Source organism: Pararhizobium capsulatum DSM 1112, from assembly GCF_030814475.1.
Taxonomy (GTDB): domain Bacteria; phylum Pseudomonadota; class Alphaproteobacteria; order Rhizobiales; family Rhizobiaceae; genus Pararhizobium; species Pararhizobium capsulatum.
The window spans coordinates 2,022,758-2,045,973 of the sequence record NZ_JAUSVF010000001.1 but is presented as its reverse complement, the minus strand read 5'-3'; the positions used below and the strand labels follow the sequence as shown (position 1 = coordinate 2,045,973).

Genomic DNA, 23,216 nt, shown 5'->3' with positions numbered 1-23,216 from the left:
GTTGGAGACGCTTTGGCGTCGTGTCGCAGCGGTCGACCCAGCGGGCGGGATTGCGGCCAAAATACCGTTTTTCCCTCTGCTGACAACCGATTTTCTGCGGACGATCGAAGCCGGTTCAGTCCTTTTTCCAATCCTTGAGGGAGGCGAAAGGGTTAGGACGCACGTCGTCCTTCTCCGTACTTTCGATCCGCTCGCCAAAGCTTACACCCGGTTTACGAGGATAGGGGTCGATTGCAAGAGCAACCTGTTCGCTTACCACCTGGCCTGCGTCGATCGTATCGCCGCTGAAGACATCGGGAATATCCGGCCCGTCGGGATCCAGCACCATCTCGCCGGTGTCGTTGGCTGCGATACGGGCCAGACGCGATCCTTCGGGCACAAGGATTGCCTCTATGGGTTCCTCGATCACCGATTCGACTGGCTCGAGCGTGACGACACAGGCCTGAACGATCCTTGCCGCAACATGCCCCTTGAGCCTGACGCCATCCCTCTTCCAACGGGCGATCTGGAGGTCGGCTTCGAGCGACAGCACGTCGAGGATGTTCCAGAGCTCTGCAAGGGCTGCACGCTCGGTGTCATCGGCCTTGAGATGCACTTCCACGGCGTTGGCGGAAATATGCCCGACCTTTACCGGAAAGGAGAATGCGGGTTTTTCGTCATGTTTCATATCGGTTCCTTTCCGCCGTCTGCGAGGCCGGGCGGCCGTCGCGCCAGCAGTGATGCGCTCACGCCTGCGGATCGAGCAGCTTCAGAGTGCCGGTTTCTACGACGTCTTCCCCTTGCACCGCAAGGTCTGCCTCGACGCGCAGCAGATAGGAAGCAAGCCCCTGCATTGTAAGTGCCGGATCATCGCTCTTCGGGTGAAAGTTGCGCTTCAGTGCCGCGGCGAGCTCCGCTGCGTCGCTCTTTTCCAGCGCCGCCGCATAGCTTTCCAGCCGACCATAGAACATCGAGGCAAACTTCTTCATGCGCTTGGGCACCGCCACGTCGCCGACACCAAGCTCACGAATGGAGTGATCGACATCCTCGAAGAAGGAATCGACGATCTCCTGCGCAATCTCCTGGCCCGCGCGAGGGGAGCTGCGCGTACGGCGGAAATAGAGGATCAGCACGGACGATAACATCTCGAAACGGCCCATGACCGTGTCGGCCACGTCGAGGTCGGTATAGAGGTAGGGATCGCGGGCGGCGGCGGTCAGCGTCGCATACTGGCGTTCCACGATCGCCACATTGCTATTTTTTCTGCCGAACAGTCCGAAAATCATCATAAAGCCCAAGTTTGCCTGCTTCAAAATGCGCCAGCCCGCGTATGGGGTTGTTGCATGATCACCGAAGCTGGTTTACCGAAGCAGGCACGAAATGCAATGGCGCATCCGCCAGCGTTACATTGAGGGATATGTCGTTGACGAAACGGTACTTCAGGTCGGATATGAAATTCGCAAGTCATCTCGCATTTACACTCGCTCTCAGTGCCACAGTGCTGACAGGCTGCAAAACCACCGACATGCTGGGCACCGGTGAAGTACTGCATCAGGGTTACGTCGTCGATGAGGAAACGCTCGCACTTGCGCCCGTCGGCTCAAGCCGCGAGCAGGTTCTGCTCTCGCTCGGCACGCCCTCAACGACCGCCACCTTTGACAACGAAGTGTTTTACTACATCTCGCAGAAGCGTACCCGGCCGGTGGCGTTCATGAAGCCGAAGCTGGTCGAGCAGAGCATTCTTGCCGTCTATTTCGACAAGGAAGGCACCGTCTCCCAGTTGGCCCACTACTCGCTGAAGGACGGCAAGGTCTTCGACATGATTTCCCGCACGACACCGACCGGTGGCAAGGAATTGACCTTCCTCAACCAGCTTTTGACCGGCAATGGCGTCGGCAAGAGCATGGCCCGCTCCATTCTCTCCGATGGTTCGGACTACGGCAAGTAATCGCCCGGCGCGATCCAACGCACGCCGGCTGCCCTCGGAACCGGACATCAAAAAACCCGCGGCACGTGTCCGCGGGTTTATCGTTTCAGGAAGGCCGGTTAGGCGAGGATCGCAAGCAGAAGCAAGGCCACGATATTGGTGATCTTGATCGCCGGGTTGACGGCGGGGCCAGCCGTATCCTTGTAGGGATCACCGACCGTGTCGCCCGTTACCGAAGCCTTGTGGGCATCGGACCCCTTGAGATGACGCTGGCCGTCCTTGTCGACGAAGCCATCCTCGAAGCTTTTCTTCGCATTGTCCCAGGCACCACCGCCCGATGTCATCGAGATTGCAACGAACAGGCCGTTGACGATGACCCCGAGCAACGATGCGCCGAGCGCTGCAAACGCCGAGGCCTTCGAACCCGAGATCGCCAGCACGCCGAAATAGACGACGATCGGCGCCAGTACGGGCAGCAGCGACGGGATGATCATTTCGCGGATCGCCGCCTTGGTTAGCATATCCACCGCCCGGCCGTAGTCGGGGCGATCGGTGCCGGCCATGATGCCTGGCTTTTCCTTGAACTGGCGGCGTACTTCCTCCACCACCGAGCTCGCGGCGCGGCCGACAGCAGTCATGGCGATACCACCGAACAGGTAGGGAATGAGGCCGCCGAAGATCAGTCCGGCGACGACGTACGGGTTGGAGAGATCAAAGGAGATCGTGCCGACATCGGCGAAATACGGATACTTGTCGCCATTGGCGGCGAAGTAGCGCAGGTCGTTCGAATAGGCGGCAAACAGCACAAGCGCGCCGAGACCGGCAGAGCCGATGGCGTAGCCCTTGGTGACTGCCTTCGTGGTGTTGCCCACAGCATCGAGCGCATCGGTCGACTTGCGGACTTCCGGTGGCAGATGGGACATTTCGGCAATACCACCGGCATTGTCGGTCACCGGGCCGAAAGCGTCGAGTGCCACGATCATGCCGGCAATGCCGAGCATGGCGGTAACCGCAATCCCGGTGCCAAACAGTCCGGCGAGCTGATAAGTGGAGATGATGCCGCCGACGATGACGATGGCCGGAAGCGCCGTCGATTCAAGGGAGACAGCAAGGCCTTGGATGACGTTGGTGCCATGGCCGCTGACCGAGGCCTGGGCGATGGAATTGACCGGGCGCTTGTTGGTACCGGTGTAGTACTCGGTGATGACCACAATCAGCGCCGTCACGACCAGGCCGAGAACGCCGCAGACGAACAGGTTCGTGCCCGTGATGTCCTTGCCATCGACCGCGCCGATGGAACCCCAGCCGATGGTCACCGAGGTCGCAGCCGCCAGACCGACAATAGACAGGACGCCCGTGACGATCAGGCCCTTGTAAAGCGCGCCCATGATCGAACCGTTGGAGCCAAGCTTCACGAAGAAGGCGCCGACGATGGAGGTGATGATGCAAGCGCCGCAGATGGCCAGCGGGTAGACCATAACGGTTGCTAGTCCGGCGCTGCCTGCAAAGAAGATTGCCGCAAGCACCATGGTCGCAACGATCGAGACGGCATAGGTCTCGAACAGATCGGCCGCCATGCCGGCACAATCGCCGACGTTATCACCGACGTTGTCGGCAATCGTTGCCGGGTTGCGCGGATCATCTTCCGGAATACCGGCTTCGACCTTGCCGACAAGGTCACCGCCGACATCAGCACCCTTGGTGAAGATACCGCCGCCGAGACGGGCAAAGATGGAAATGAGCGAGGCGCCGAAACCGAGCGAGACCAACGAGTCGATCACTTCACGCGAGCCTTCGGGATAGCCCAGACCTGCGGTCAGGATAAGGTAATAAATCGAGACACCAAGAAGGGCGAGACCAGCCACCAACATGCCGGTGATGGCGCCGGACTTGAAGGCGATATCCAAGCCTGCCGAGAGGCTGACAGATGCAGCCTGCGCCGTGCGCACATTGGCGCGAACCGAGACGTGCATGCCGATGAAGCCGGCAGCACCGGACAGAACGGCTCCAATCAGGAAGCCGATCGCGGCTGTGGCCGAAAGGAGCACCCAGGCACCGATGAAGACGACGGCGCCGACAAAGGCGATGGTCTTGTATTGACGTGTGAGATAGGCCTGCGCCCCCTCGCGTATGAAGCCCGCAATCTCTTGCATGCGGGCATTGCCCTGGTCAGCGGCAAGCACCGACCGGGTCGCCCAGATGGCATAGACCACCGAAAGCAACCCGCATGCGATTACGCCCAGAAGTATGCTCATTTCGCTCTTTCCTCCGTTGCGAACCTGCGGGCTCACTCTGTTCCGCAGGGGCTTGGAACAATCCGCGTCCACCCGAACGCCGCGATCGCCCCCTGTCCTCCTCCAGAGCATCCATGGCCATTCAAGTGTCGCCACATCGAAAGCGGGATACTTTGGAACCGCGTCTACCATCCCCAGCCTCCTCAAGCGGGGGTAGTAGACGCGCGGCCAGAGTGCTGTGGCGAATCGGTATCGTCAAGCCGCTGAAACGGCAAAAACCTACGTTTTCCGGTATGTTGGCAGGCGCTTACACGCCGCGCGGTACGTCTTTGCGCGTAAAAGTCAGGCCGAACGGGGTTTTTCGCGGAAAAACAGTGCGAAAAGGAGAAACAGACAAAAAAACGTCAGGGGCCAGACAGCGGCATTCAGCATGTCCCAGCCATAGGCCGTCAGCACCTTGCCCGAGCCAAAGGAGGCGAGCGCCACGGCGGCAAAGAGAATGATGTCATGGAAACCCTGCACCTTGTCGGCCTCTTCAGGCCGGTAGCTTGCGGCAACGATCGCCGTCGAGCCGATGAAGCCGAAATTCCAGCCGAGACCGAGCAGGATCAGCGCACCCCAGAAGTTCCAGAGCTCAATGCCTGCGTGGGCGACGAGCGCGCAGGCCATGAGGATGAAGAGCCCTGATGCCACCACCTTTTCCGCGCCGAAACGGCTGACGAGCATGCCGGTAAAGAAGCTTGGCACGAACATCGCCAGCACATGCCACTGGATGCCGAGCGTCGCCATATCCTGCGAGAAGCCGCAGCCAATCACCATGGCGATCGGCGCACCGGTCATCATGAAGGTCATCAGTGCATAGGTGGAGATGCCACAGACCATGCCGGTGATGAAGCGTTGGGTCAGCACGATCTCGCGCAACGGGCGCATCGGAAGCGCGGTCGCAGCATTCACCGCTGGCCGCTGGTCCGGCAGTCGGAGCAGTGCAAGGAAGATGATCGCAACGAGGCAGACGGGAACGACGGCCAGGAAAGCGCCGGCGAAGAAGATCGGCGCCAGCATATCCCGCGTCTGGATCACCAGCTGCGGCCCGAGCACGGCCGAAACCATGCCGCCGGCCAGGATCCAGGAGATCGCCCGCGGTTTGTAAAAGCTTGGCGAAGCATCCGCCGCCGCAAAGCGCAACTTCTGCGTAAAGCCCCCGGAAAGGCCGATCACCAGCAAGCTGATGGCAAACAGCCAGAAATCAGCAAGATAGAGGGCATAGGCAGCGAGCACTCCACCGGCGGCGCCAAGCAGCGCACCGACAATAAACGCCGTCTGCCGCCCTAAAACCCGCGACAGGAGCGCCACAAAAATGGCGCCGATAGCAACCCCGATGTTGAAGCCGGTCAACGGTGCCGTCGCAAGCGACTTGTCGTTGCCAAGCAATTGGTAGCCGGCGACGCCGCCAACGGAAAAGGTGACCGGGCCCATTGTCCCAAGCACCGCCTGGGCGGCTGTCAGCAGGTAGACGTTGCGACGCGCGGAACGCAGCAAACTGGCCGTACCCTGCGCTTCACCGCTCGCCGCTGCCATGCTCAAACCTTACGGCTTGACATCGGTGCGGATCTGTCGGGCAATTCGGTCGAGGATGGCGTTGACGAGTTTCGGCTCTTCATCCTCGAAGAAAGCGCGAGCGATCTCGACATATTCCGTCACGATCACCGCAACCGGAACGTCCTTACGTTCGACAAGCTCGAAGGTGCCGGCCCGCAGGATGGCACGCACAGTGCTGTCAAGGCGCGAGAGCGCCCAGTCGTCCTGAAGTGCCGTGCCGATCAACGGATCAAGCTTGCGCTGGTCACGCACGACGCCCGAGACGATCGAGCGGAACCATGAGGCGTCCGCCTTCAGATAGGTATCGCCGTCGATTTCCTGGCCGAGGCGGTGCGCCTCGTATTCGGCGACGATTTCCAGAACGCCGGTGCCGCCGACATCCATCTGGTAGAGTGCCTGAACGGCTGCAAGACGGGCCGCGCCACGCTGGTTGGCCTGCTTGGGAACGCGCGGTTCGGAAGGAGTATCAGTCACCGTAGCCGCCCAGTTTCTTCTTGAGTTCGATCATGGTCAGCGCTGCGCGAGCGGCAAAACCGCCCTTGTCGCCTTCCGACTTGCGGGCGCGGGCCCAAGCCTGAGCGTCGTTTTCGACCGTCAGGATGCCGTTTCCGAGCGCCAGGCTCTCGCTGACGGCAAGATCCATCAACGCACGGGAGGATTCGTTGGAAACGATTTCGAAGTGGTAGGTTTCACCACGAATGACCATGCCGAGCGCAACGAAGCCATCATAATCGGTGCCGCCGTTATCGGCGCCGTCGAGCGCCATGGCGATCGCAGCGGGAATTTCGAGGGCACCGGGAACGGTGACGAGATCATAGGTCGCGCCGGCATCCTTGAGCGCAGACGTCGCGCCATCGAGCAGCGCATCGGCCATGTCGTCATAGAAGCGCGCTTCCACAATCAGGATATGTGGGTTCGAGGTATCGGACATTGTCTCACCTGTCTGAAAATCACGGCCGATCATTACCGGCCAGAGTGGTGGGTCAAACCACGGCAGGCCCGCAATGGCAAGTGTTTTTCGACGAAACGCTGCGTCTACGGGAGCGAGACAGGCACCTTTGGCGATGTCATCTGACCTCTCGACATGCTTTGCAATGTAGCCGCGGCTCTGCGATGCTGCGCAAAAGATTGGAGAAAAGCATGACTGAAACGACGAACTTTCCCGTCGTCACCCTGTCCAACCTCGATCTGGAGCATTGGAGCGAAGGCAATTTCTTCGAGTCCCGCGATGCTGCCTTCGGCGCACTTCTCGGCCTAACGGAACTCGGTGTTGGCTATGGCGAAGTGCCGCCCGGCAAGTCCGGCTGCCCCTTCCACAACCACCATATCGAGGACGAGCTGTTCGTGATCCTGGAAGGGGAGGCCGACTACCGCTTCGGTTCCGAGCGCCGCCCGGTCAAGGCCGGTGATGTGCTTGGCGCGCCTGCCGGCGGACAGGAGACCGCGCATCAGATCATCAACACGGGATCCATACCGCTGAAATATCTCTCCATCTCCACGAAAGCCAAGGCTGAAATCGTCGAGTATCCCGATTCCGGCAAGTTCCTCGCCAAATCGGTCGCCACGACCAAGAAATCGGTCTTCCGCTTCATCGGTCGCCTCCCCTCCACTGCGGATTACTGGGAAGGCGAACCGGGGATCGGGGAACCACAAACGGACTGACCATGCAGCAAGTACCCACCATCGAGACTGATCGCCTGCGCCTGCGTCCCTATCGCCGTGCAGATTTCGACCATTATGCGGCTCTGTTCGGCAATCCGCAGGTCACCCGCTTCATCGGCGGGGTGCCGTTCTCGCGCGAGCAGGCATGGACGCGCTTCCTGCGCCAGGTCGGCATGTGGCACTATTTTGGCTTTGGCTTCCTGGCCGTGCAAGACAAGGAAACCGGCCAGTTCATCGGCGAGGCCGGGTTCCACGATCTGCACCGGGTCATCACGCCTTCGTTGGAGGGCATGATGGAAACGGGCTGGGCGCTGTCGCCCGCCGCTCATGGCAAGGGTTACGCAACGGAAGCCGTCAGCGCCATGCTGCGCTGGGGCGACCAGTATTGCCCGGCGCTGAAAAAGACCTGCATCATCGATGTCGAAAACACGGCTTCGATCCGTGTCGCCACGAAGCTCCGTTTCCACGAAGTCCGTCGCACGACCTATCACGGCGCCAATGTGATCATCTTAGAGCGGTGATCACTCGGCCTTTGGCGCCGGAAACTCCGCGAGCCGCGCAGCATACCGCGCCATCGTGTCGACTTCGAAGTTCACGAAGTCACCGGCCTGCTTCTGTCCCCAGGTCGTCACTTCCAGCGAATGGCGGATGAGCAGCACGTCGAAGACGCTGCCGTCTACGGCATTGACCGTCAGCGATGTGCCATCCAGCGCAACCGATCCCTTGGGCGCCACGAAGCGCGCCAGATGATCCGGTGCTTTCAGCCGAAAGCGCGTCGCCTCCCCTTCGGATTCGACGGACAGGATTTCCGCCTTGCCGTCGACATGTCCGGAGACCAGATGCCCACCCAGCTCGTCGCCAATCTTCAGCGAGCGCTCCAGATTGATTTTTCGCTCCGCCTGCCAGTCGGCAATCGTCGTCAGCCGCAAGGCCTCTTCCCAGGCCTCGACCTCGAACCAGCGTTCGTTCGAGCCTTCCTCCGGTAGGGTCGTCACCGTCAGGCAGACGCCGGAACAGGCAATCGAGGCACCGATATCGATGCCCTTGGGGTCATAGACAGTACCGATCCTGAGCTTCACGCCCTCATCGAGCCGGGTGACAGATTCAACGGTGCCGATATCGGTGATAATGCCGGTAAACATCAGGAGCTTCTTTCATATTCATATTCATCAAGGACGTCATTGCCGAAGGAATGGCTCGCGCGATACACGAAACCAACCGGCACAAGCATTCGGTCGATGGGCGACGCGACGCCACCCTCCCCGACCGTCACGGTGCCGGTGAAAAGCAGGATGCGGTCGACGAGACCGGCGTTCAGGAAAAGCTCCGCCGTCTTCGCGCCCCCCTCCACCAGGAGGGAAGATATGCCACGGGTCGCAAGCGCCCCAAGCAGATCGGAGAGATCATCCTGGTGGCAGATCAGGATTTCGACCCCCGCGGCCTCCAGCGCATCCCGGCGCGCTTGTTCACTGAATGAAGACACATCTGCATCACTGACAGCGATCACAGGCACTTGGCGGGCCGTCTTCACCAGTTTTGCGCCGATCGGCAGTTCCAGCCGCTTGTCGAGCACGATGCGGATTGGCGAACGATGCTCAAGACCCGGCAACCGGGTCGTGAGTTCCGGATCATCCGCGACGGCCGTGCCGATGCCGACAAGAATGGCATCGCTTTCCGAGCGTATGCGATGCACCTCCGCGCGACTTTCAGGCCCGGTGATCGCAAGCTGGCCCTTGCCCGTCGCACCGATCATGCCATCGGCAGAGACGGCAAGCTTCAACGTCACGAATGGCCGCCCCTCGCGCTTGCGCATGAGGTAGGCCTCGAGCTCCCGTTCACCCTCCACCTGCATCAGTCCGGTTTCGACCACGATGCCGGCGTCGCGCAGCATGTCGATGCCCCTGCCACTCACCCGCTCGTCAGGATCGGTGACGGCGATCACGACGCGGGCAACACCCGCCGCAATCAACGCATCGGCACAGGGCGGTGTCTTGCCGTGGTGAGAACAGGGTTCGAGTGTCACATAGGCTGTCGCACCGCGGGCCAGATCTCCCGCCTCCGCCAGCGCCTGCGTCTCCGCATGCGGCCGTCCGCCAACAGCCGTCACGGCACGGCCGACGATGCGGGGACCATCGCCATCATCGCGCACGATCACGCAGCCAACGGAAGGATTGGTGGCGGTCTGACCGAGATGCCGGTGCGCGAGAGCAAGGGCTACCCCCATGAAACGCTCATCGTCGCGGGTCCATTCGGTCATTTCTGTAAAGCTCCGCTACGAGTCGGGGAACGGGGTGGGAGCAATCATGTGAGGCTTGCGGACTGTGTTTTCAAGATAATCACAAGACGGGGATGATTTTGAAATCCCTCAAGCGCCGCTTGGTGTTCATTCCCGCTCAAACGCCGGGATCGCGAGCGATCTTGGCGCTGATTTCTGTGATCACCTTCTCGAAATCCTCCGCATGGGAGAAATCGCGATAAACCGAGGCATAGCGCACGAAAGCTACGTCATCGAGGCTCTTCAGGGCTTCCAGAACCTGCAGGCCGATCTCTTCCGAGGGGATTTCCGTTTCGCCGGAACTTTCCAGCCTACGCACGATCCCGGAAACTGCACGTTCGATGCGGTCCCGATCGACCGGACGCTTGCGCAGCGCGATCTCGAACGATCGCAGCAGCTTGTCCCGGTCGAAGGGTGCCTTGCGGCCGGTCTTCTTCAGGATCATCAGCTCGCGCAGCTGCACCCGCTCGAACGTCGTGAAACGACCGCCGCAATCTGGGCAGATGCGCCGCCGCCGGATCGCGGCCCCGTCCTCTGCAGGACGGGAATCCTTGACCTGGCTATCTTCCGATCCGCAATAGGGGCAGCGCATCCGGACTCCTTGAGATTACATATAGGGATACATCGGGAACTGGTCGGTCAGCTTGACGACCTTTTCGCGAACGCCGGCTTCGACGGCAGCATTGCCCTCATCCGAGTTGGCGACCTTCAGGCCATCGAGAACCTCAACAATGAGATTGCCGATTTCGCGGAATTCGGCCTCCTTGAAGCCGCGCGTCGTGCCGGCCGGCGTGCCGAGACGGATGCCGGAGGTGACGAAGGGCTTTTCCGGATCGAAGGGAATGCCGTTCTTGTTGCAGGTGATGTAGCCGCGGCCGAGAGCCGCTTCCGCCCGCTTGCCGGTCGCATTCTTCTTGCGCAGGTCGACGAGCATAAGATGGTTGTCGGTGCCGCCAGAAACGATATCGAGACCGCCGGCAACCAGCGTTTCCGAAAGCGCCTTGGCGTTCTTGACGATTTGGGCCGCGTAATCCTTGAAATCCGGCTGCAGCGCCTCGCCGAAGGCGACAGCCTTGGCAGCGATGATGTGCATCAACGGGCCGCCCTGCAGGCCGGGGAACACGGCCGAGTTGAACTTCTTGGCCAGATCCTCGTCATTCGTCAGGATCACGCCACCGCGCGGACCGCGCAGCGACTTGTGGGTCGTGGTCGTGGCAACATGGCAATGCGGGAACGGCGACGGGTGCTGGCCACCGGCGACGAGACCGGCGATGTGGGCCATGTCGACCATCAGATAGGCGCCGACTTCGTCTGCAATCTCGCGGAAACGCTTCCAGTCCCAGATGCGCGAATAGGCGGTACCGCCGGCAATGATCAGCTTCGGCTTATGGGTGCGGGCCTTTTCGGCAACGGCATCCATGTCGAGCAGGTTGTCGCCTTCGCGCACGCCGTAGGACACGACGTTGAACCACTTGCCGGACATATTGACCGGCGAGCCGTGCGTCAGGTGACCACCCGAATTCAGGTCGAGGCCCATGAACGTGTCGCCCGGCTGCAGGAGTGCCAGGAACACCGCTTGGTTCATCTGCGAACCGGAGTTCGGCTGAACATTGGCGAAGTTGACGCCGAACAGCTTCTTGGCGCGCTCGATCGCAAGTTCTTCCGCGATATCGACGAACTGGCAGCCGCCGTAATAGCGCTTGCCCGGATAGCCCTCGGCATACTTGTTCGTCATGATCGAGCCCTGCGCTTCCAGGACGGCGCGCGAGACGATGTTTTCAGAGGCGATAAGTTCGATCTCATGTCGCTGGCGACCCAGCTCCTTCTCGATCGCGCCAAAGATATCCGGATCGGTATCGGCAAGCGAGCGGGTGAAGAAGCTGTCGGTTGTGGAAGAAACACTCATTCTCAGGGCTCCTGTGAGGATGTGGCTCGGTGTTTACCGTCCTCGCATGGCAAGGGCAATACGGGCTGTGCGATTTGCGCCATTTCCCATGCATACTCCGCATCCCTGCGACGCTTTGCGCCCTTCCCGAACAACCCCGGACATGCAAAAGCCGCACTCCCGAAAGAGCACGGCTTTCTCAAATTCTGAAGCGCCTTGCGGCAGCCGAAAACTTACTCGACCGAACCAACCACCGGCTCAATGCCGGTCGTGGTCTGCAGCGCCAGTTCCTGAGCGCCGTCCATCTCATAGATGTCGTCGCGGAATTGCACAACGCGGGGGATCGTCGACCAGGCCGAGATGTACTTGAAGTACACCGGAACCTCCTCCGCCAGATTGATCGGGTTGTTCTGGCCCGCGCGGATGGTTGCCTCAATCTGGGTGCGGCTCCAGCCGGGGGTTTCCTTCAGGAGCCAGACAGTCAGGTCGCGAACGTTCTGCACGCGCACGCAGCCGGACGATTCGAAACGCGCAAGCTTGTTGAACAGGCCTTGCGACGGTGTGTCGTGCATGTATTCGTTGTTCGGGTTGTGGAAGTTGATCTTGGTCGACGCCATGGCGTTAATCTTGCCCGGGTCCTGACGGAAAGTCAGGTTCGGCGCCTTCTCGGCGTTCCAGTCGATCGTTTCCGGAGCAACCTCGTTCCCGCTGCCATCAAGCAGGCGGATGGCGTTGTCCGTAAGGTAAGCCGGATTCTTGCGCATCAGCGGAACAATGTCCTTTTCGACAATCGAGCGCGGCGCCGTCCAGTAAGGGTTGAGGATAACCTCGTAGATCTTGGAATTGATGATGTGCGTCGGGCGCGAGAGACGTCCCACGACCGCGGTATGGCGCTGCACGACGCGACCGTTCTCGATGGCTTCGATCTGCGCGCCCGGAATATTGACGACGACATAACGACGACCGAGATCACCCGACATCGACTGCAGGCGAACGAGGTTGGTGTTCAGCTGGTTGAGACGGATATCCGCGGGAATGTTCAGGGCCTTCATCGAGAATTCGCCCAGAACGCCATCCGCCGGAAGGCCATGGCGCGCCTGGAAGCGCTTGACGGCACCATCGACATAGGAATCGAACGCATTCGACATACCGGCCGATTGCGCGAGGTCGCCGGTGATCATCAGGCGCTGGCGCAGAGCCTGCACGCTCGGATCGGAAACACCCATCTCAAGCTTCAGGCCGGTATTGACCATCGGCCAGCCGCCGGCAGAAACGATCTGCTGGTAGTCGGCAATCGCCTGCTGCGTGTTACCGATCGTCTCCATGCTGAAGATCGGCGTGTTGGAAGCCACGGTTGCGGCGGAACGCGAAGCCTTGGCGTCGAACTGGTCGTCCCAAGCACCACGGCGCGGCGCATTGATGATCTCAAGCAGCGCATCCTGTGCGCTGGCGCCACCGGCCCACGCAGCGGCGCCGACTGCGGCGGCCGATCGCAGGAAAGACCGGCGCGAGAAAGCATCAATTCCGTTTTTCTTCGACATATCTCACCATCCCAATGCTGCAGCGCAAAGACACGTCAGCGCTACCACGAACAAGGTTAACCAAAGCCAAATCATACTCTCCGGGGTCGGCTTTTACCGTTCACGATTACGCGAACATGCCGTCCGGGAGGCTACTGGACCAGCCCCGAAACCCGGTTATTCAATCTGTGGCTGTCATAGCAATATGGCCAATTCGTGTCACATTCCGAAGACTTGAGCCGCCTGCACACCCGCCTGTTTTGCCCATCGGCAATCCTGCAACAGTTGCAGCAAAGTGCGGTATATTTCAGGCAATACCCATAAATGAGCACGCCCGGCCGCATGGCGACCGGGCGTTGCTGGAATGGCGTTTTTGGCTCGATTAGAGACGATACATGATCGAGTCGTTCCAGAAGCGGTCGAGGCGCTGCAGGAGTTTGTTCATTTCGCCGAATTCGTCGGTACCGATGCCGCCGACCTTCTGGATGGAGCCGATATGGCGTTCATAGAGCTTGGCGACGGTTTCGGCGATCTCCTGGCCTTCTTCGGTCAGGCTGATGCGGACCGAGCGACGGTCGATGCGCGAGCGCTGGTGGTTGATGAAGCCGAGGTCGACCAGCTTCTTGACGTTGTAGGAAACGTTGGAGCCGAGATAGTAACCGCGGGAGCGAAGTTCGCCGGCGGTCAGTTCCGAGTTGCCGATATTGAAGAGAAGCAGAGCCTGGACGGCGTTGACGTCGCTACGGCCCTGACGGTCGAACTCGTCCTTGATGACGTCGAGCAGACGACGGTGCAGACGCTCGACGAGGTGCAGGGATTCCATGTAAAGCGAACGGATCGCATCTTCATGGGGGTCTTTTGCGACAACGGCCTGCGGCTTGATCTTGGTGTTCATTGTACTGCCTCACTGTTTTGTTTGGCGGTGTGATTGGTTATCCCCGCCTTGAGACAGACATTATCGAATACGTATAAAATTCGACTTAAACCGTAGGCTTAACAGCGCCTTACATTTTGCGACCTTTGTGTCAGGGTGAATCATTTCTTGCAGCCTTGGCCTGCCTTGCCCGCTGATAGAGGATCGCAACCCGGAAAAGCACGAAGACAATGGCGACCGTTCCATGCAGCAAAAGCAGGAGCGGCTTGGTCCCGAAGATCTGAGGATAGAAGCCGAACATGGCGATTTCGGCGGCTGCCGCCACCAGCCAGATCACCGGCCCCCAGGAGACCATCAGCCAAAGGCCGAGTGCTGCCACGGGGTAGATCACAGCAAGCGCAGTTGCCGCCACGCGCCACCCCACGGGCAAGAGATCGAAGCGGCCGGCGCCATTGAAGGAGAAGCCGATCACCAGCGCCCAGTAGTTCAGGCCGAACCAGAAACAGCAGACAGCGACCAGCCGCAGGAAAATGCCGAAAAGGATTTCGGCAAGCGACAGACGCGGCACCTGGACAGAATCAAGGGTCATGGCCGCAGGATAAGGGTCTCCCCTTCCCTTCGCCAGCCGCTTTGCCCGAGGAAATGAAAAGCGGGCATCACTTTACCGCATCATCCCAGGTTTTCATTCCCCCCGCCCCCATGATAAACCGCGCCCACACCCATGACGGCGGAAAGGCATTTGAAATGGCGGACAAGACGAACCCTGTGGATATCATCACCGGCCACCGCCGCATGCGCCGCAACCGCAAGGCAGACTGGACGCGCCGCATGGTGCGTGAAAACCAGCTGACCGTCGACGACCTCATCTGGCCGATCTTCATCGTGCCCGGCAGCAATATCATCGAGCCGATCGACGCCATGCCCGGCGTCAATCGCATGAGCATTGACAAGGCGGTCGAGGCCGCCCGTGAAGCTGCCGATCTCGGCATCCCGGCCCTTGCCACCTTCCCCAATATCGAGATGTCGCTGCGCGACGAGACCGGCTCCAACAGCCTTGCCGCCGACAACCTGATCAACCAGACCACCCGCGCCATCAAGAAGGCGGTGCCCAACATCGGCATCATTACCGACGTCGCTCTCGACCCCTTCACCAGCCACGGCCACGACGGCATCGTCAGAGATGGCGAGATCGTCAACGACGAGACCGTCGCCCAGATCGCCCGCGCCGCCGTCGCCCAGGCCGATGCCGGCGCCGACATCATCGCTCCTTCCGACATGATGGACGGTCGCGTGGGCGCGATCCGCCGGGCGCTCGATGTGAACGGCCACCAGAATGTCGGCATCATGTCCTACGCCACCAAGTTCGCCTCCGCCTTCTACGGCCCCTACCGCGAGGCCATCGGCACCGGCGGGCTGCTGAAAGGCGACAAGAAGACCTATTACATCGACCCGGCCAACGGCACCGAGGCTATGCGCGACGCCGCTCTCGACGTCGAGGAAGGCGCCGACATGCTGATGGTGAAGCCCGGCCTTCCCTATCTCGATATCTGTTGGCGGATGAAGGAAAGCTTCGGCCTCCCCGTCTTCGCCTACCAGGTCTCCGGCGAATACACGATGATCAAAGCCGCCGCCGCCAACGGCTGGATCGACGGCGAGCGCGTCATGCTCGAAACCCTGCTCACCTTCAAGCGCGCGGGATGTGACGGGATTTTGAGTTATTTTGCGATGGATGTGGCGAGGATTTTGGCGAAGCGGTGAAGCCAGCGTGTAAGTCAGGCTATTGCATAGAAGCAGAGGCCCCACCCCAGCCATCCCCACAAGGGGGCGGAAGTCTAGGGGCAAGGTTTAGTCAGTAGAGGTTCGGCACTCTAGATCAACGCCCTCCCCCTTGTGAGGAGGGCTGGGGTGTTTCCTGACTAACAACCATCAAGACCGCCTGCCCCTCCATTGTTTTTCCCCTCGTTTCTCCCCATATCCTCTCTCGGAACAAAACGGAGAGACTGGAATGACCTTTCGCGACGAGAACCTTCGACTGCCCAGTGATGACTGGCGTGCCTATCAGGGCGTGCTGAGCCGGCGTGTCTTTGCGTTCCTGATCGACTATGCGATCGTGGCGCTCCTGTGGATTCCGGCCGCCGTGGTCGTCTTCTTTCTCGGCATCCTGACGCTCGGCCTCGGCTTCCTCCTCTACCCGATCCTGTTCGTCGTGGTCGCCATGCTCTATTTCGGACTGACCGTCGGCGGCAGCCGGCAGGCGTCGCCAGGCATGAACATGATGGGCTTGGCGCTGGCACGCACCGATGGCCGCCCGATGGACTTTCTGACGGCGATCGTCCACCTCGTGCTCTTCTGGGTCGGCAATGCGCTTCTGACGCCATTCATCGTGCTGATCGGCCTGTTCACAGATCGTGGCCGGCTGCTGCAGGACCTGCTGCTCGGCACCGTCATGGTCCGCCGCGACAGCTTCTGAGGCACGCGGCCCACAATCTGCCGCTTTCTGTGTCAAATATCACCAAGTTTCGGGAGCCTGTGTGCAAGCGCAGGCTCTTCCCATAGTTGACCTTTTGAAAACTTGCGCCATGCTGTAGCGCAGTATTTGCAAATCGCGGCACCGAGAGCTATTTCCGCCCCACATGAACACGCAAACCGCACCGTCTCCGCAGTTTTATCTGACCGCGCCGGCAGTCTGTCCTTACCTGCCGCAGGAAATGGAACGGAAGGTGTTTACCCATATGGTGGGCGAGCGGGCGCCCGAGCTCAACGATCTCCTGACCCAGGGCGGCTTCCGCCGTTCGCAGAACATTGCCTACCGCCCCGCCTGCGAAAGCTGCCGGGCCTGCATTTCCGTGCGCATCCTGGCGGGAGAGTTCAAGCCCAGCCGCTCCATGCGCCGCATCCTCGCCGCCAACAAGGACATCGTCTCCACGGAATATCCGGCGGAGCCGTCGAGCGAGCAATACAGCCTTTTCCGACGCTATCTCGACCACCGCCACCAGCAGGGCGGCATGTCTGACATGTCGGTGCTCGACTATGCGATGATGGTCGAGGATACACACGTCAACACCAAGATCATCGAATACCGGCTGCGCGTCGAAGGTCAGGGCATTTCCGGCGATGAGCGCAAGGGGCCGCTAATTGCCGCCGCCCTCACCGACAAGATGGGCGACGGCCTGTCTATGGTTTATTCTTATTTCGATCCGGCCCATCAGGACCGCTCGCTCGGCACCTTCATGATCCTCGATCATATTCGCAAGGCAAACGAGCGCGGCCTGCCCCACGTCTATCTAGGATATTGGGTCAAGGGATCGCGTAAGATGGACTATAAAACAAAGTTTCTGCCGCAAGAGCACCTTATGGCGAGGGGTTGGGAGCGCTATACAGGCGAACCTGACACAACCCCGAACGAATCGGACTGACATCTTGAGCCATGCAATCAACGCCACGGACGGCGCGCATCACCGCCGCGGCCTTGCCATCACCGGTCTCGGTGGACTGGCCCTTTCCTTCGACATTCCACTCCTGCGCTCCGGCGACGGCGAAGTCTGGTCGGTTCTGGCTCTCAGAAGCGTCTGCACCTTCATCGTGGCACTCATCGCCTGGGCTGTGCTGAACCGACTGATGGGCCGCAAGATCGCGCTCATCCCCGGCAAGGCCGGGCTTGTGGTGGGTCTTCTCTACGGCGTCAACTCCTTCACGTTCCTTCTGTCCGTCTTCAACACCTCGACGGCGAATGTTGTGTTCATCCTCGCCTTCACCTCGATGTTTGCGGCGCTGATGTCGTGGATATTCCTGAAGGAGCGCCCGTCGAACGCCACGCTGATCACCATGGCCATCATGGTGGTCGGCGTCGGCCTCATCGTTCATGACGGCCTGGAAAGCGGCAATTTCTTCGGAGACGCCATGGCCGCGTCCTCCGCCTTCCTGCTTGCCGGTGCCATCACCATCAGCCGCGCCAGCGGCAAGGACATGGGCCTTGTGCCGCTCGCCACCGCAATCGTCCCCGCCATCGCCGGTCTTGCCCTTCTTCCCGTAACCGGCTTTGCAGTTGCCCACCCGCAATGGATCATGTTCGACGGCCTGTTCATGATTCCGCTCGCCTTCTTCTGCCTCGCAACCGGCCCGCGCTACCTCACCGCCCCCGAGGTCGGCATGTTCTACCTCCTGGAGACGATCCTCGCCCCGATCTGGATCTGGATGATTTTCATGGAAGTCCCGACGACACAGACCCTGCTGGGCGGCGCCATCCTCATCTTCGCGCTCATCGGCCACTCGCTCTGGCAGATGCGGAGAAAGTCCGCACAAGCTATCGCGCCACCGATGCATTAGCGACATTGTTGATCTGATGTGCGCATGTTATAACTCGATTATAACATCGAGAGCACCGCTATGAACGTCACCATCCGTAAAATCGGCAATTCCGAAGGCCTCATCATTCCCAAGGACGTTTTGGATCGCCTCGGATTGAAGGCGGGTGACGAGCTGCAGCTCCGCGAACTCAGCGATGGCTTGGAGCTAAAGGTCGAATCCGCTGACCTCGCAGAACAGTTGGAGGCCGCGGGGATTGGCATGGCTAAATATCGTGTTGCTCTGCGCGAACTCGCGAAATGAATCATTTCAGATGGCTGTCGCGAGAGGGTGGGGAAATCATCCATTCCGAGCAGATTGCTTAACATGGAGGACTGCCCGGACTCAAGGATGAAAACGCGCTCGAGTCTGCACTTTCTCGCCCTATAAACAAGCATGGCTATGGCGAAGCCGATATTTTTGTACTCGCTGCCGCCTATCTCTACGGTATCGTGCGCAACGATCCATTTTCCGACGGCAACAAGCGAACCGGTTTTCTTGCGGCTTATGTATTTCTACTGATCCATGGCCAAAGCTTGGAGATCGACCAGGGCACCGCCATCCTGTTCGTCCTTGGAGTGGCGGCCGGCGAGATCACAGAAGACAATGCCGCTAACTTCCTGCGCGATCATTGCGTTCCGAGAAAATGATAGAGTGCCTACCCGCTGAACTTCCCACTGCGCGGAAAGCCTTTCGGCACCGTGCGCCCAACGCTCGCCCTGTCGCCCAGCCACTCCACCAACTCATCCTTCGTCTTGACGAAACTGCGGCCGGCGCTGTCGCTCCAGGTGAGGCCGTCGGCGATCGCGAAGCATCGCAGGTCGGAGATGCCGCCGTCTTTGTAGCGCTGCAGGCGTACGCCCTTGCCGCGGCTCATTTCCGGGATTTGCGCGAGCGGAAACACCACCAGTTTGCGGTTTTCGCCGACGACAGCGACATGGTCGCCCTTGACGGGAACGATCAGCTTCGTTTCGTCCGGCATGGAGACATTCATGATCTGCTTGCCCTTGCGGGTATTGGCCACTACATCCGCTTCCGGAATGACGAAGCCATTGCCGGCCGCGGAAGACAACAGCAGCTTGCGCGCGGGATCGTGGATGAAGGCGGTCAGCACGTCCTGATCGTTTTCCATGTCGACGATGATGCGCAGCGGTTCGCCATGGCCGCGCCCGCCCGGCAGTTTGTCGCCGCCCAGCGTGTAGGCTTTGCCGCCCGTCGTGAAGACGAGAATGCGGTCCGTGGTCGAAGCGGGGAAGACAATCTTCAACCCGTCACCTTCCTTGAACTGCAGCGACGCCGTATCGGAGATGTGGCCCTTCAACGCCCGAATCCAGCCCTTTTCAGAAATGACTACGGTGATCGGTTCCTTCTCGATCATCGCCTGCTGGATCGCCTCGTCATCCGCTTGCGGTGCATCTGCAAACTGCGTACGGCGACGGCCAAGCTCGGTTGCCTTGGCGAATTTCTTCTTCACGTCACCAATTTCATAGGCGACTGTCTGCCACTGCTTCTCGTCGGAGGCGAGCAAGGCTTCGATATCGGCCTTCTCCTTGGTCAGGCCTTCGAACTCCGTGCGGATCTCGAATTCCTCAAGTTTCCGCAGCGAGCGCAGGCGCATGTTGAGGATCGACTCTGCCTGTAGGTCCGAGAGCGTGAAACGCTCCATCATCACCTGCTTGGGCTCATCCTCCTCGCGGATGATGCGGATCACCTCGTCGAGGTTGAGATAGGCGATCAGGTAGCCACCGAGGATTTCGAGCCGGCGCTCGATCGCTGCCAGCCGGAAGCGCGAGCGGCGTTGCAGCACTTCGCGGCGATGGTGCAGCCATTCCGTCAGCACGTCGCCGATCGACATGACCTTCGGAACGCGGCCCATCGAAAGCACGTTCATGTTGAGCGGGAAGCGGCTTTCCAGTTCCGTCAGGCGGAACATCGATTCCATCATGATCGTCGGATCGACAGACCGGCTCTTCGGCACCAGCACGACGCGAACGTCTTCGGCCGATTCGTCACGGACATCTTCCAAGAGCGGTAGCTTGCGGGCAATCAGCAGCTCGGCGATCTTTTCGATCAGACGCGATTTCTGCACCTGATAAGGAATTTCGGTAATGACGATCTGCCAGACGCCGCGGCCGAGATCCTCGACTTCCCACTTGGCGCGAACGCGGAAACCACCGCGGCCGGTCTTGTAGGCTTCGATGATGCTTTCGCGGCCATCGATGATGATGCCGCCGGTCGGGAAATCCGGGCCGGGGACCAGATCGACCAGTTCCTCGATCGACGCATCCGGCTTGCGGATCAGGAGCAGAGCCGCGTCGCAGAGTTCATGGGCGTTGTGCGGCGGGATCGAGGTCGCCATGCCAACAGCGATGCCGGTGGAACCGTTGGCGAGCAGATTGGGAAATGCTCCCGGCAGGACGACCGGCTCAGAACTGCTCTCGTCATAGGTATCGCGGAAATCGACGGCATCCTGATCGATACCTTCGAGCAGCAGTTCGGCCACCGGTGTCATCTTCGATTCGGTGTAGCGCATCGCTGCGGGGCTATCGCCGTCGATGTTGCCGAAGTTGCCCTGCCCGTCGACCAGAGGATAACGGACGGAAAAATCCTGGGCGAGACGCACCAGCGCATCATAGATCGACTGGTCGCCATGGGGATGAAAATTACCCATGACTTCGCCGACGATCTTGGCGCATTTGCGGAAGGCGGTATTGGAGCGCAGCCCCATCTCGCTCATCGCATAGACGATGCGGCGATGCACTGGTTTCAACCCGTCGCGCACGTCCGGAAGCGCGCGGTGCATGATGGTCGACAATGCATAGGCGAGATAACGCTCTTCCAGCGCTGCCTTGAGGTCGATCGGCTGAATATTGTCATCTCCGCCCGATGGCGGCAAGAGGCTCTGTCCCATGCTTTCTTGCTAGCCCAACAAACCGTGAACAGCAAGGATTTGCAGGGCATTGCGCTGTGGAGAACGGGATTTTCCGGGCATTTTCGGGAAGGCCCCGCGTCTTTCCTGTTTCTGCGCGCATCAACTCCCTGGCGCTATCGATGCCGCCCCAAAAATATTCGCTTCCGGACCCGCTTCCGGCGCATTTCATTTCGAATATATTCACCTACCGGCTCGTATTAGAAACGCGTTGCAAATTAAAACCTTTAGACAAGGAAAACCTAGATGATGCCCATGCGCACCCTCCGTTCGATGCTGGCAAGCGCTGCGTTTGTCGGACTTGCTGCAGCACCGGCCTTTGCGCTCGATGGTGCAGATCTGGTCGCCAAGTTCAACGCCGCCTCGGCTGCGAACGGCACGACCATCACCTATGACGGCGCAGATGTGGACGGCGACACGCTCACCCTTTCCAATGTTATCTTGAAAACCGCAGCCGGGCCTGGAAGGGATCTCAAAATCGGCGAAGTCACGCTGGAAGGCATCGAGGAATACGAAGACGGCAGCTATTATGTCGAAACCGTGAGCCTGCCCGACGTGAATGTTTCCGAGACGGAAGGCAGCGTCAGTGTCAAGGACATCGCCCTTGGCGGTCTTTCCATTCCTGCAAATCCCGCCGGCGGCACCATCGACGATATCCTTCTCTATGAGAGCGCCAGCACCGGGCCGGTTTCGGTAACGGCGAAGGGCAAGCAGGTCTTTGCTCTGGAAGGCGTCGATGCCAACCTTACCCGCCAGGAAAGCGACACCGGCTTCGACTTCGATGCGACGCTGAAGGGGCTCAAGGCCGATCTTTCCGACGTGGAAGACGCCAAGGCCAAGGATGCGATCCAGAAGCTCGGGCTCACCAATCTTGCCGGCGAGATTACCATGAAGGGCAGCTGGGAAATCGCCAGCGGCAACATCTCCCTCGGTGAATTTGCGCTCGACTTCGCCAATGTCGGCCGCCTCGCGCTCGCCTTCGATATTTCCGGCTATACGCTTGAATTCATGAAGTCGGTCCAGGAGGCGATGAAGGCACAGGAAGCCAATCCGAACAAGGAAGAGGCAAACCAGGCGCTCGGCCTCTCGATGATGGGCCTGATGCAGCAGCTGACCTTCAACGGCGCTTCCATTCGCTTCGACGATGCCTCCATCACCAAGCGGGTGCTGGATTATCTCGGCAAGGAACAGGGCGTCTCAGGCGACCAGCTTGCGCAGTCGCTGAAGGGTCTCATCCCGGTCATGATGGCGCAGCTGAACGTGCCGGAACTACAGAACCAGGTTTCGGCCGCCGCCAACACCTATCTCGATCAGCCGAAGAGCCTGACGATTACCGCCAAGCCCGACAAGCCGGTGCCCTTCCCGATGATCGTTGGTGCCGCCATGGGCGCGCCGAACACGATGCCGTCAGTTCTCGGCGTCAAGGTTACCGCGAACGATTGAGGCGCCTGCATTCCCTCCTCCGTCATGGTCTGGCTTGACCCGACCATCCATCAGACTCTCCATTCGCCGAGGGGCTGGAAGATCCTCGGGTCAAGCCGAGGATGGCGCCGGAGGGTGGGGAGAGAGCTTCAAAACACATACGGCGCCCGGCTTTTTAAGCCGGGCGTTTTGATATTCAGAACATCGAAAAAGCTGTTCTATTCCAGAACCTCCATAACTGCGTGGGTCTGTGGATCAACGATCACCCGGCGGTCGTTGACGACGGTATAGGCATAGCCGTCATAGCCATCGACCCTATGGATCTCGACAGTGCTCGGCAGGGCTTCACCGATCACGATGTCGCCATCATAGACGACGGACGGCATCTGCTGGAGGACATAGGTGCGGACTTCGCCGGGAAGCTGAACAGTTGTGGAGCTGGTTACGGTCGGATCCGTGACAATCACGGTGCTTTGAGCAAAGGCGCTTGCCGAGAAGGCCAGGAAGGCCGCGGAGGCGATCAAGGTTGTCTTACGCATCGTCTTTCTCCTTGTTGCGATGTCACA

General features: G+C 60.0%; 25 protein-coding genes. 10 read left to right on the top strand and 15 right to left on the bottom strand.

The features are described from left to right. Positions 1 to 115: 115 nt before the first annotated feature. Entirely contained in the window at positions 116 to 667 is a 552-nt protein-coding gene (locus QO002_RS09815; RefSeq protein WP_307229085.1) for a YceD family protein, read from the bottom strand. A 58-nt stretch (positions 668 to 725) separates the two neighbouring features. After that, positions 726 to 1,265, bottom strand: coding sequence for a ubiquinol-cytochrome C chaperone family protein (locus QO002_RS09810; RefSeq protein WP_307233300.1), 540 nt, complete (start codon positions 1,263 to 1,265; stop codon positions 726 to 728). Between the two features lie 131 nt (positions 1,266 to 1,396). Between QO002_RS09810 and QO002_RS09805 the strand changes: the two genes are divergently transcribed. Then, entirely contained in the window at positions 1,397 to 1,927 is a 531-nt protein-coding gene (locus QO002_RS09805) for an outer membrane protein assembly factor BamE (RefSeq protein ID WP_307229083.1), read from the top strand. Between the two features lie 98 nt (positions 1,928 to 2,025). Here the strand turns inward: QO002_RS09805 and QO002_RS09800 are convergent, their stop codons facing one another. The 4 genes from QO002_RS09800 to ribH all read right to left on the bottom strand — a co-directional run bounded on the left by QO002_RS09800 (position 2,026) and on the right by ribH (position 6,670). After that, positions 2,026 to 4,161 (bottom strand): sodium-translocating pyrophosphatase, encoded by a 2,136-nt coding sequence (locus QO002_RS09800; protein ID WP_307229081.1) that lies wholly within the window; start codon positions 4,159 to 4,161, stop codon positions 2,026 to 2,028. 321 nt (positions 4,162 to 4,482) lie between these two features. Further along, positions 4,483 to 5,718 (bottom strand): MFS transporter, encoded by a 1,236-nt coding sequence (locus tag QO002_RS09795; protein ID WP_307229079.1) that lies wholly within the window; start codon positions 5,716 to 5,718, stop codon positions 4,483 to 4,485. A gap of 9 nt (positions 5,719 to 5,727) precedes the next feature. Further along, complete coding sequence (gene nusB / locus QO002_RS09790; RefSeq protein WP_307229077.1) at positions 5,728 to 6,213, bottom strand: transcription antitermination factor NusB; 486 nt, start codon at positions 6,211 to 6,213, stop codon at positions 5,728 to 5,730. Beyond that, a complete protein-coding gene (ribH, locus tag QO002_RS09785) occupies positions 6,206 to 6,670 on the bottom strand; it encodes a 6,7-dimethyl-8-ribityllumazine synthase (RefSeq protein WP_307229075.1) in 465 nt (154 codons plus the stop codon). Before ribH ends, nusB begins: the two co-directional genes overlap by 8 nt. A 209-nt stretch (positions 6,671 to 6,879) precedes the next feature. On the opposite strand from ribH, the gene QO002_RS09780 reads away from it, so the two are divergent. Beyond that, a complete protein-coding gene (locus QO002_RS09780) occupies positions 6,880 to 7,401 on the top strand; it encodes a cupin domain-containing protein (RefSeq protein WP_307229073.1) in 522 nt (173 codons plus the stop codon). A gap of 2 nt (positions 7,402 to 7,403) precedes the next feature. After that, a complete protein-coding gene (locus QO002_RS09775) occupies positions 7,404 to 7,922 on the top strand; it encodes a GNAT family N-acetyltransferase (protein WP_307229071.1) in 519 nt (172 codons plus the stop codon). Here the strand turns inward: QO002_RS09775 and QO002_RS09770 are convergent, their stop codons facing one another. The 7 genes from QO002_RS09770 to QO002_RS09740 form a co-directional block, all read right to left on the bottom strand. After that, positions 7,923 to 8,543: a riboflavin synthase gene (locus tag QO002_RS09770; RefSeq protein ID WP_307229069.1), complete on the bottom strand. Its 621-nt coding sequence runs from the start codon at positions 8,541 to 8,543 to the stop codon at positions 7,923 to 7,925. Beyond that, entirely contained in the window at positions 8,543 to 9,658 is a 1,116-nt protein-coding gene (gene ribD / locus QO002_RS09765; protein WP_307229066.1) for a bifunctional diaminohydroxyphosphoribosylaminopyrimidine deaminase/5-amino-6-(5-phosphoribosylamino)uracil reductase RibD, read from the bottom strand. The genes QO002_RS09770 and ribD overlap by 1 nt, the downstream gene beginning before the upstream one ends. Before the next feature lie 136 nt (positions 9,659 to 9,794). Next, positions 9,795 to 10,268 carry a transcriptional regulator NrdR gene (nrdR, locus tag QO002_RS09760; protein ID WP_307229064.1) on the bottom strand — a complete coding sequence of 158 codons (474 nt, stop codon included), beginning with the start codon at positions 10,266 to 10,268 and terminating at the stop codon, positions 9,795 to 9,797. A 15-nt stretch (positions 10,269 to 10,283) separates the two neighbouring features. Then, positions 10,284 to 11,582 (bottom strand): serine hydroxymethyltransferase, encoded by a 1,299-nt coding sequence (gene glyA / locus QO002_RS09755; protein ID WP_307229062.1) that lies wholly within the window; start codon positions 11,580 to 11,582, stop codon positions 10,284 to 10,286. Positions 11,583 to 11,794: 212 nt separating this feature from the next. After that, complete coding sequence (locus QO002_RS09750; RefSeq protein ID WP_307229059.1) at positions 11,795 to 13,102, bottom strand: L,D-transpeptidase family protein; 1,308 nt, start codon at positions 13,100 to 13,102, stop codon at positions 11,795 to 11,797. 361 nt (positions 13,103 to 13,463) lie between these two features. After that, the gene (gene ldtR, locus QO002_RS09745) at positions 13,464 to 13,976 is read right to left on the bottom strand and encodes a transcriptional regulator LdtR (RefSeq protein WP_307229057.1); all 513 of its coding nucleotides are present in this window, start codon (positions 13,974 to 13,976) and stop codon (positions 13,464 to 13,466) included. A gap of 130 nt (positions 13,977 to 14,106) precedes the next feature. After that, positions 14,107 to 14,544: a DUF6163 family protein gene (locus QO002_RS09740; protein WP_307229055.1), complete on the bottom strand. Its 438-nt coding sequence runs from the start codon at positions 14,542 to 14,544 to the stop codon at positions 14,107 to 14,109. A 155-nt stretch (positions 14,545 to 14,699) separates the two neighbouring features. On the opposite strand from QO002_RS09740, the gene hemB reads away from it, so the two are divergent. The 6 genes from hemB to QO002_RS09710 all read left to right on the top strand — a co-directional run bounded on the left by hemB (position 14,700) and on the right by QO002_RS09710 (position 18,949). Beyond that, a complete protein-coding gene (gene hemB / locus QO002_RS09735) occupies positions 14,700 to 15,713 on the top strand; it encodes a porphobilinogen synthase (protein ID WP_307229053.1) in 1,014 nt (337 codons plus the stop codon). Between the two features lie 247 nt (positions 15,714 to 15,960). Then, positions 15,961 to 16,425, top strand: a complete 465-nt coding sequence (locus QO002_RS09730) for an RDD family protein (protein ID WP_307229050.1) — start codon at positions 15,961 to 15,963, stop codon at positions 16,423 to 16,425. A gap of 163 nt (positions 16,426 to 16,588) precedes the next feature. Continuing rightward, on the top strand, positions 16,589 to 17,371 hold the full coding sequence (locus tag QO002_RS09725; protein ID WP_307229048.1) for an arginyltransferase: 783 nt from the start codon (positions 16,589 to 16,591) through the stop codon (positions 17,369 to 17,371). Positions 17,372 to 17,375: 4 nt separating this feature from the next. Next, positions 17,376 to 18,281, top strand: a complete 906-nt coding sequence (locus tag QO002_RS09720; protein WP_307229046.1) for a DMT family transporter — start codon at positions 17,376 to 17,378, stop codon at positions 18,279 to 18,281. A 60-nt stretch (positions 18,282 to 18,341) separates the two neighbouring features. Beyond that, entirely contained in the window at positions 18,342 to 18,563 is a 222-nt protein-coding gene (locus QO002_RS09715; protein WP_307229044.1) for an AbrB/MazE/SpoVT family DNA-binding domain-containing protein, read from the top strand. A gap of 71 nt (positions 18,564 to 18,634) precedes the next feature. Further along, positions 18,635 to 18,949, top strand: coding sequence for a type II toxin-antitoxin system death-on-curing family toxin (locus QO002_RS09710; RefSeq protein ID WP_307233298.1), 315 nt, complete (start codon positions 18,635 to 18,637; stop codon positions 18,947 to 18,949). A gap of 8 nt (positions 18,950 to 18,957) precedes the next feature. Here the strand turns inward: QO002_RS09710 and parC are convergent, their stop codons facing one another. Then, entirely contained in the window at positions 18,958 to 21,210 is a 2,253-nt protein-coding gene (gene parC, locus QO002_RS09705; RefSeq protein ID WP_307229041.1) for a DNA topoisomerase IV subunit A, read from the bottom strand. 264 nt (positions 21,211 to 21,474) lie between these two features. On the opposite strand from parC, the gene QO002_RS09700 reads away from it, so the two are divergent. Next, the gene (locus QO002_RS09700; RefSeq protein WP_307229039.1) at positions 21,475 to 22,671 is read left to right on the top strand and encodes an aq_1923 C-terminal domain; all 1,197 of its coding nucleotides are present in this window, start codon (positions 21,475 to 21,477) and stop codon (positions 22,669 to 22,671) included. 197 nt (positions 22,672 to 22,868) lie between these two features. Here QO002_RS09700 and QO002_RS09695 read toward each other — a convergent pair whose 3' ends face one another. Next, positions 22,869 to 23,189: a DUF1236 domain-containing protein gene (locus QO002_RS09695; protein WP_307229037.1), complete on the bottom strand. Its 321-nt coding sequence runs from the start codon at positions 23,187 to 23,189 to the stop codon at positions 22,869 to 22,871. Between the last annotated feature and the right edge of the window lie 27 nt (positions 23,190 to 23,216).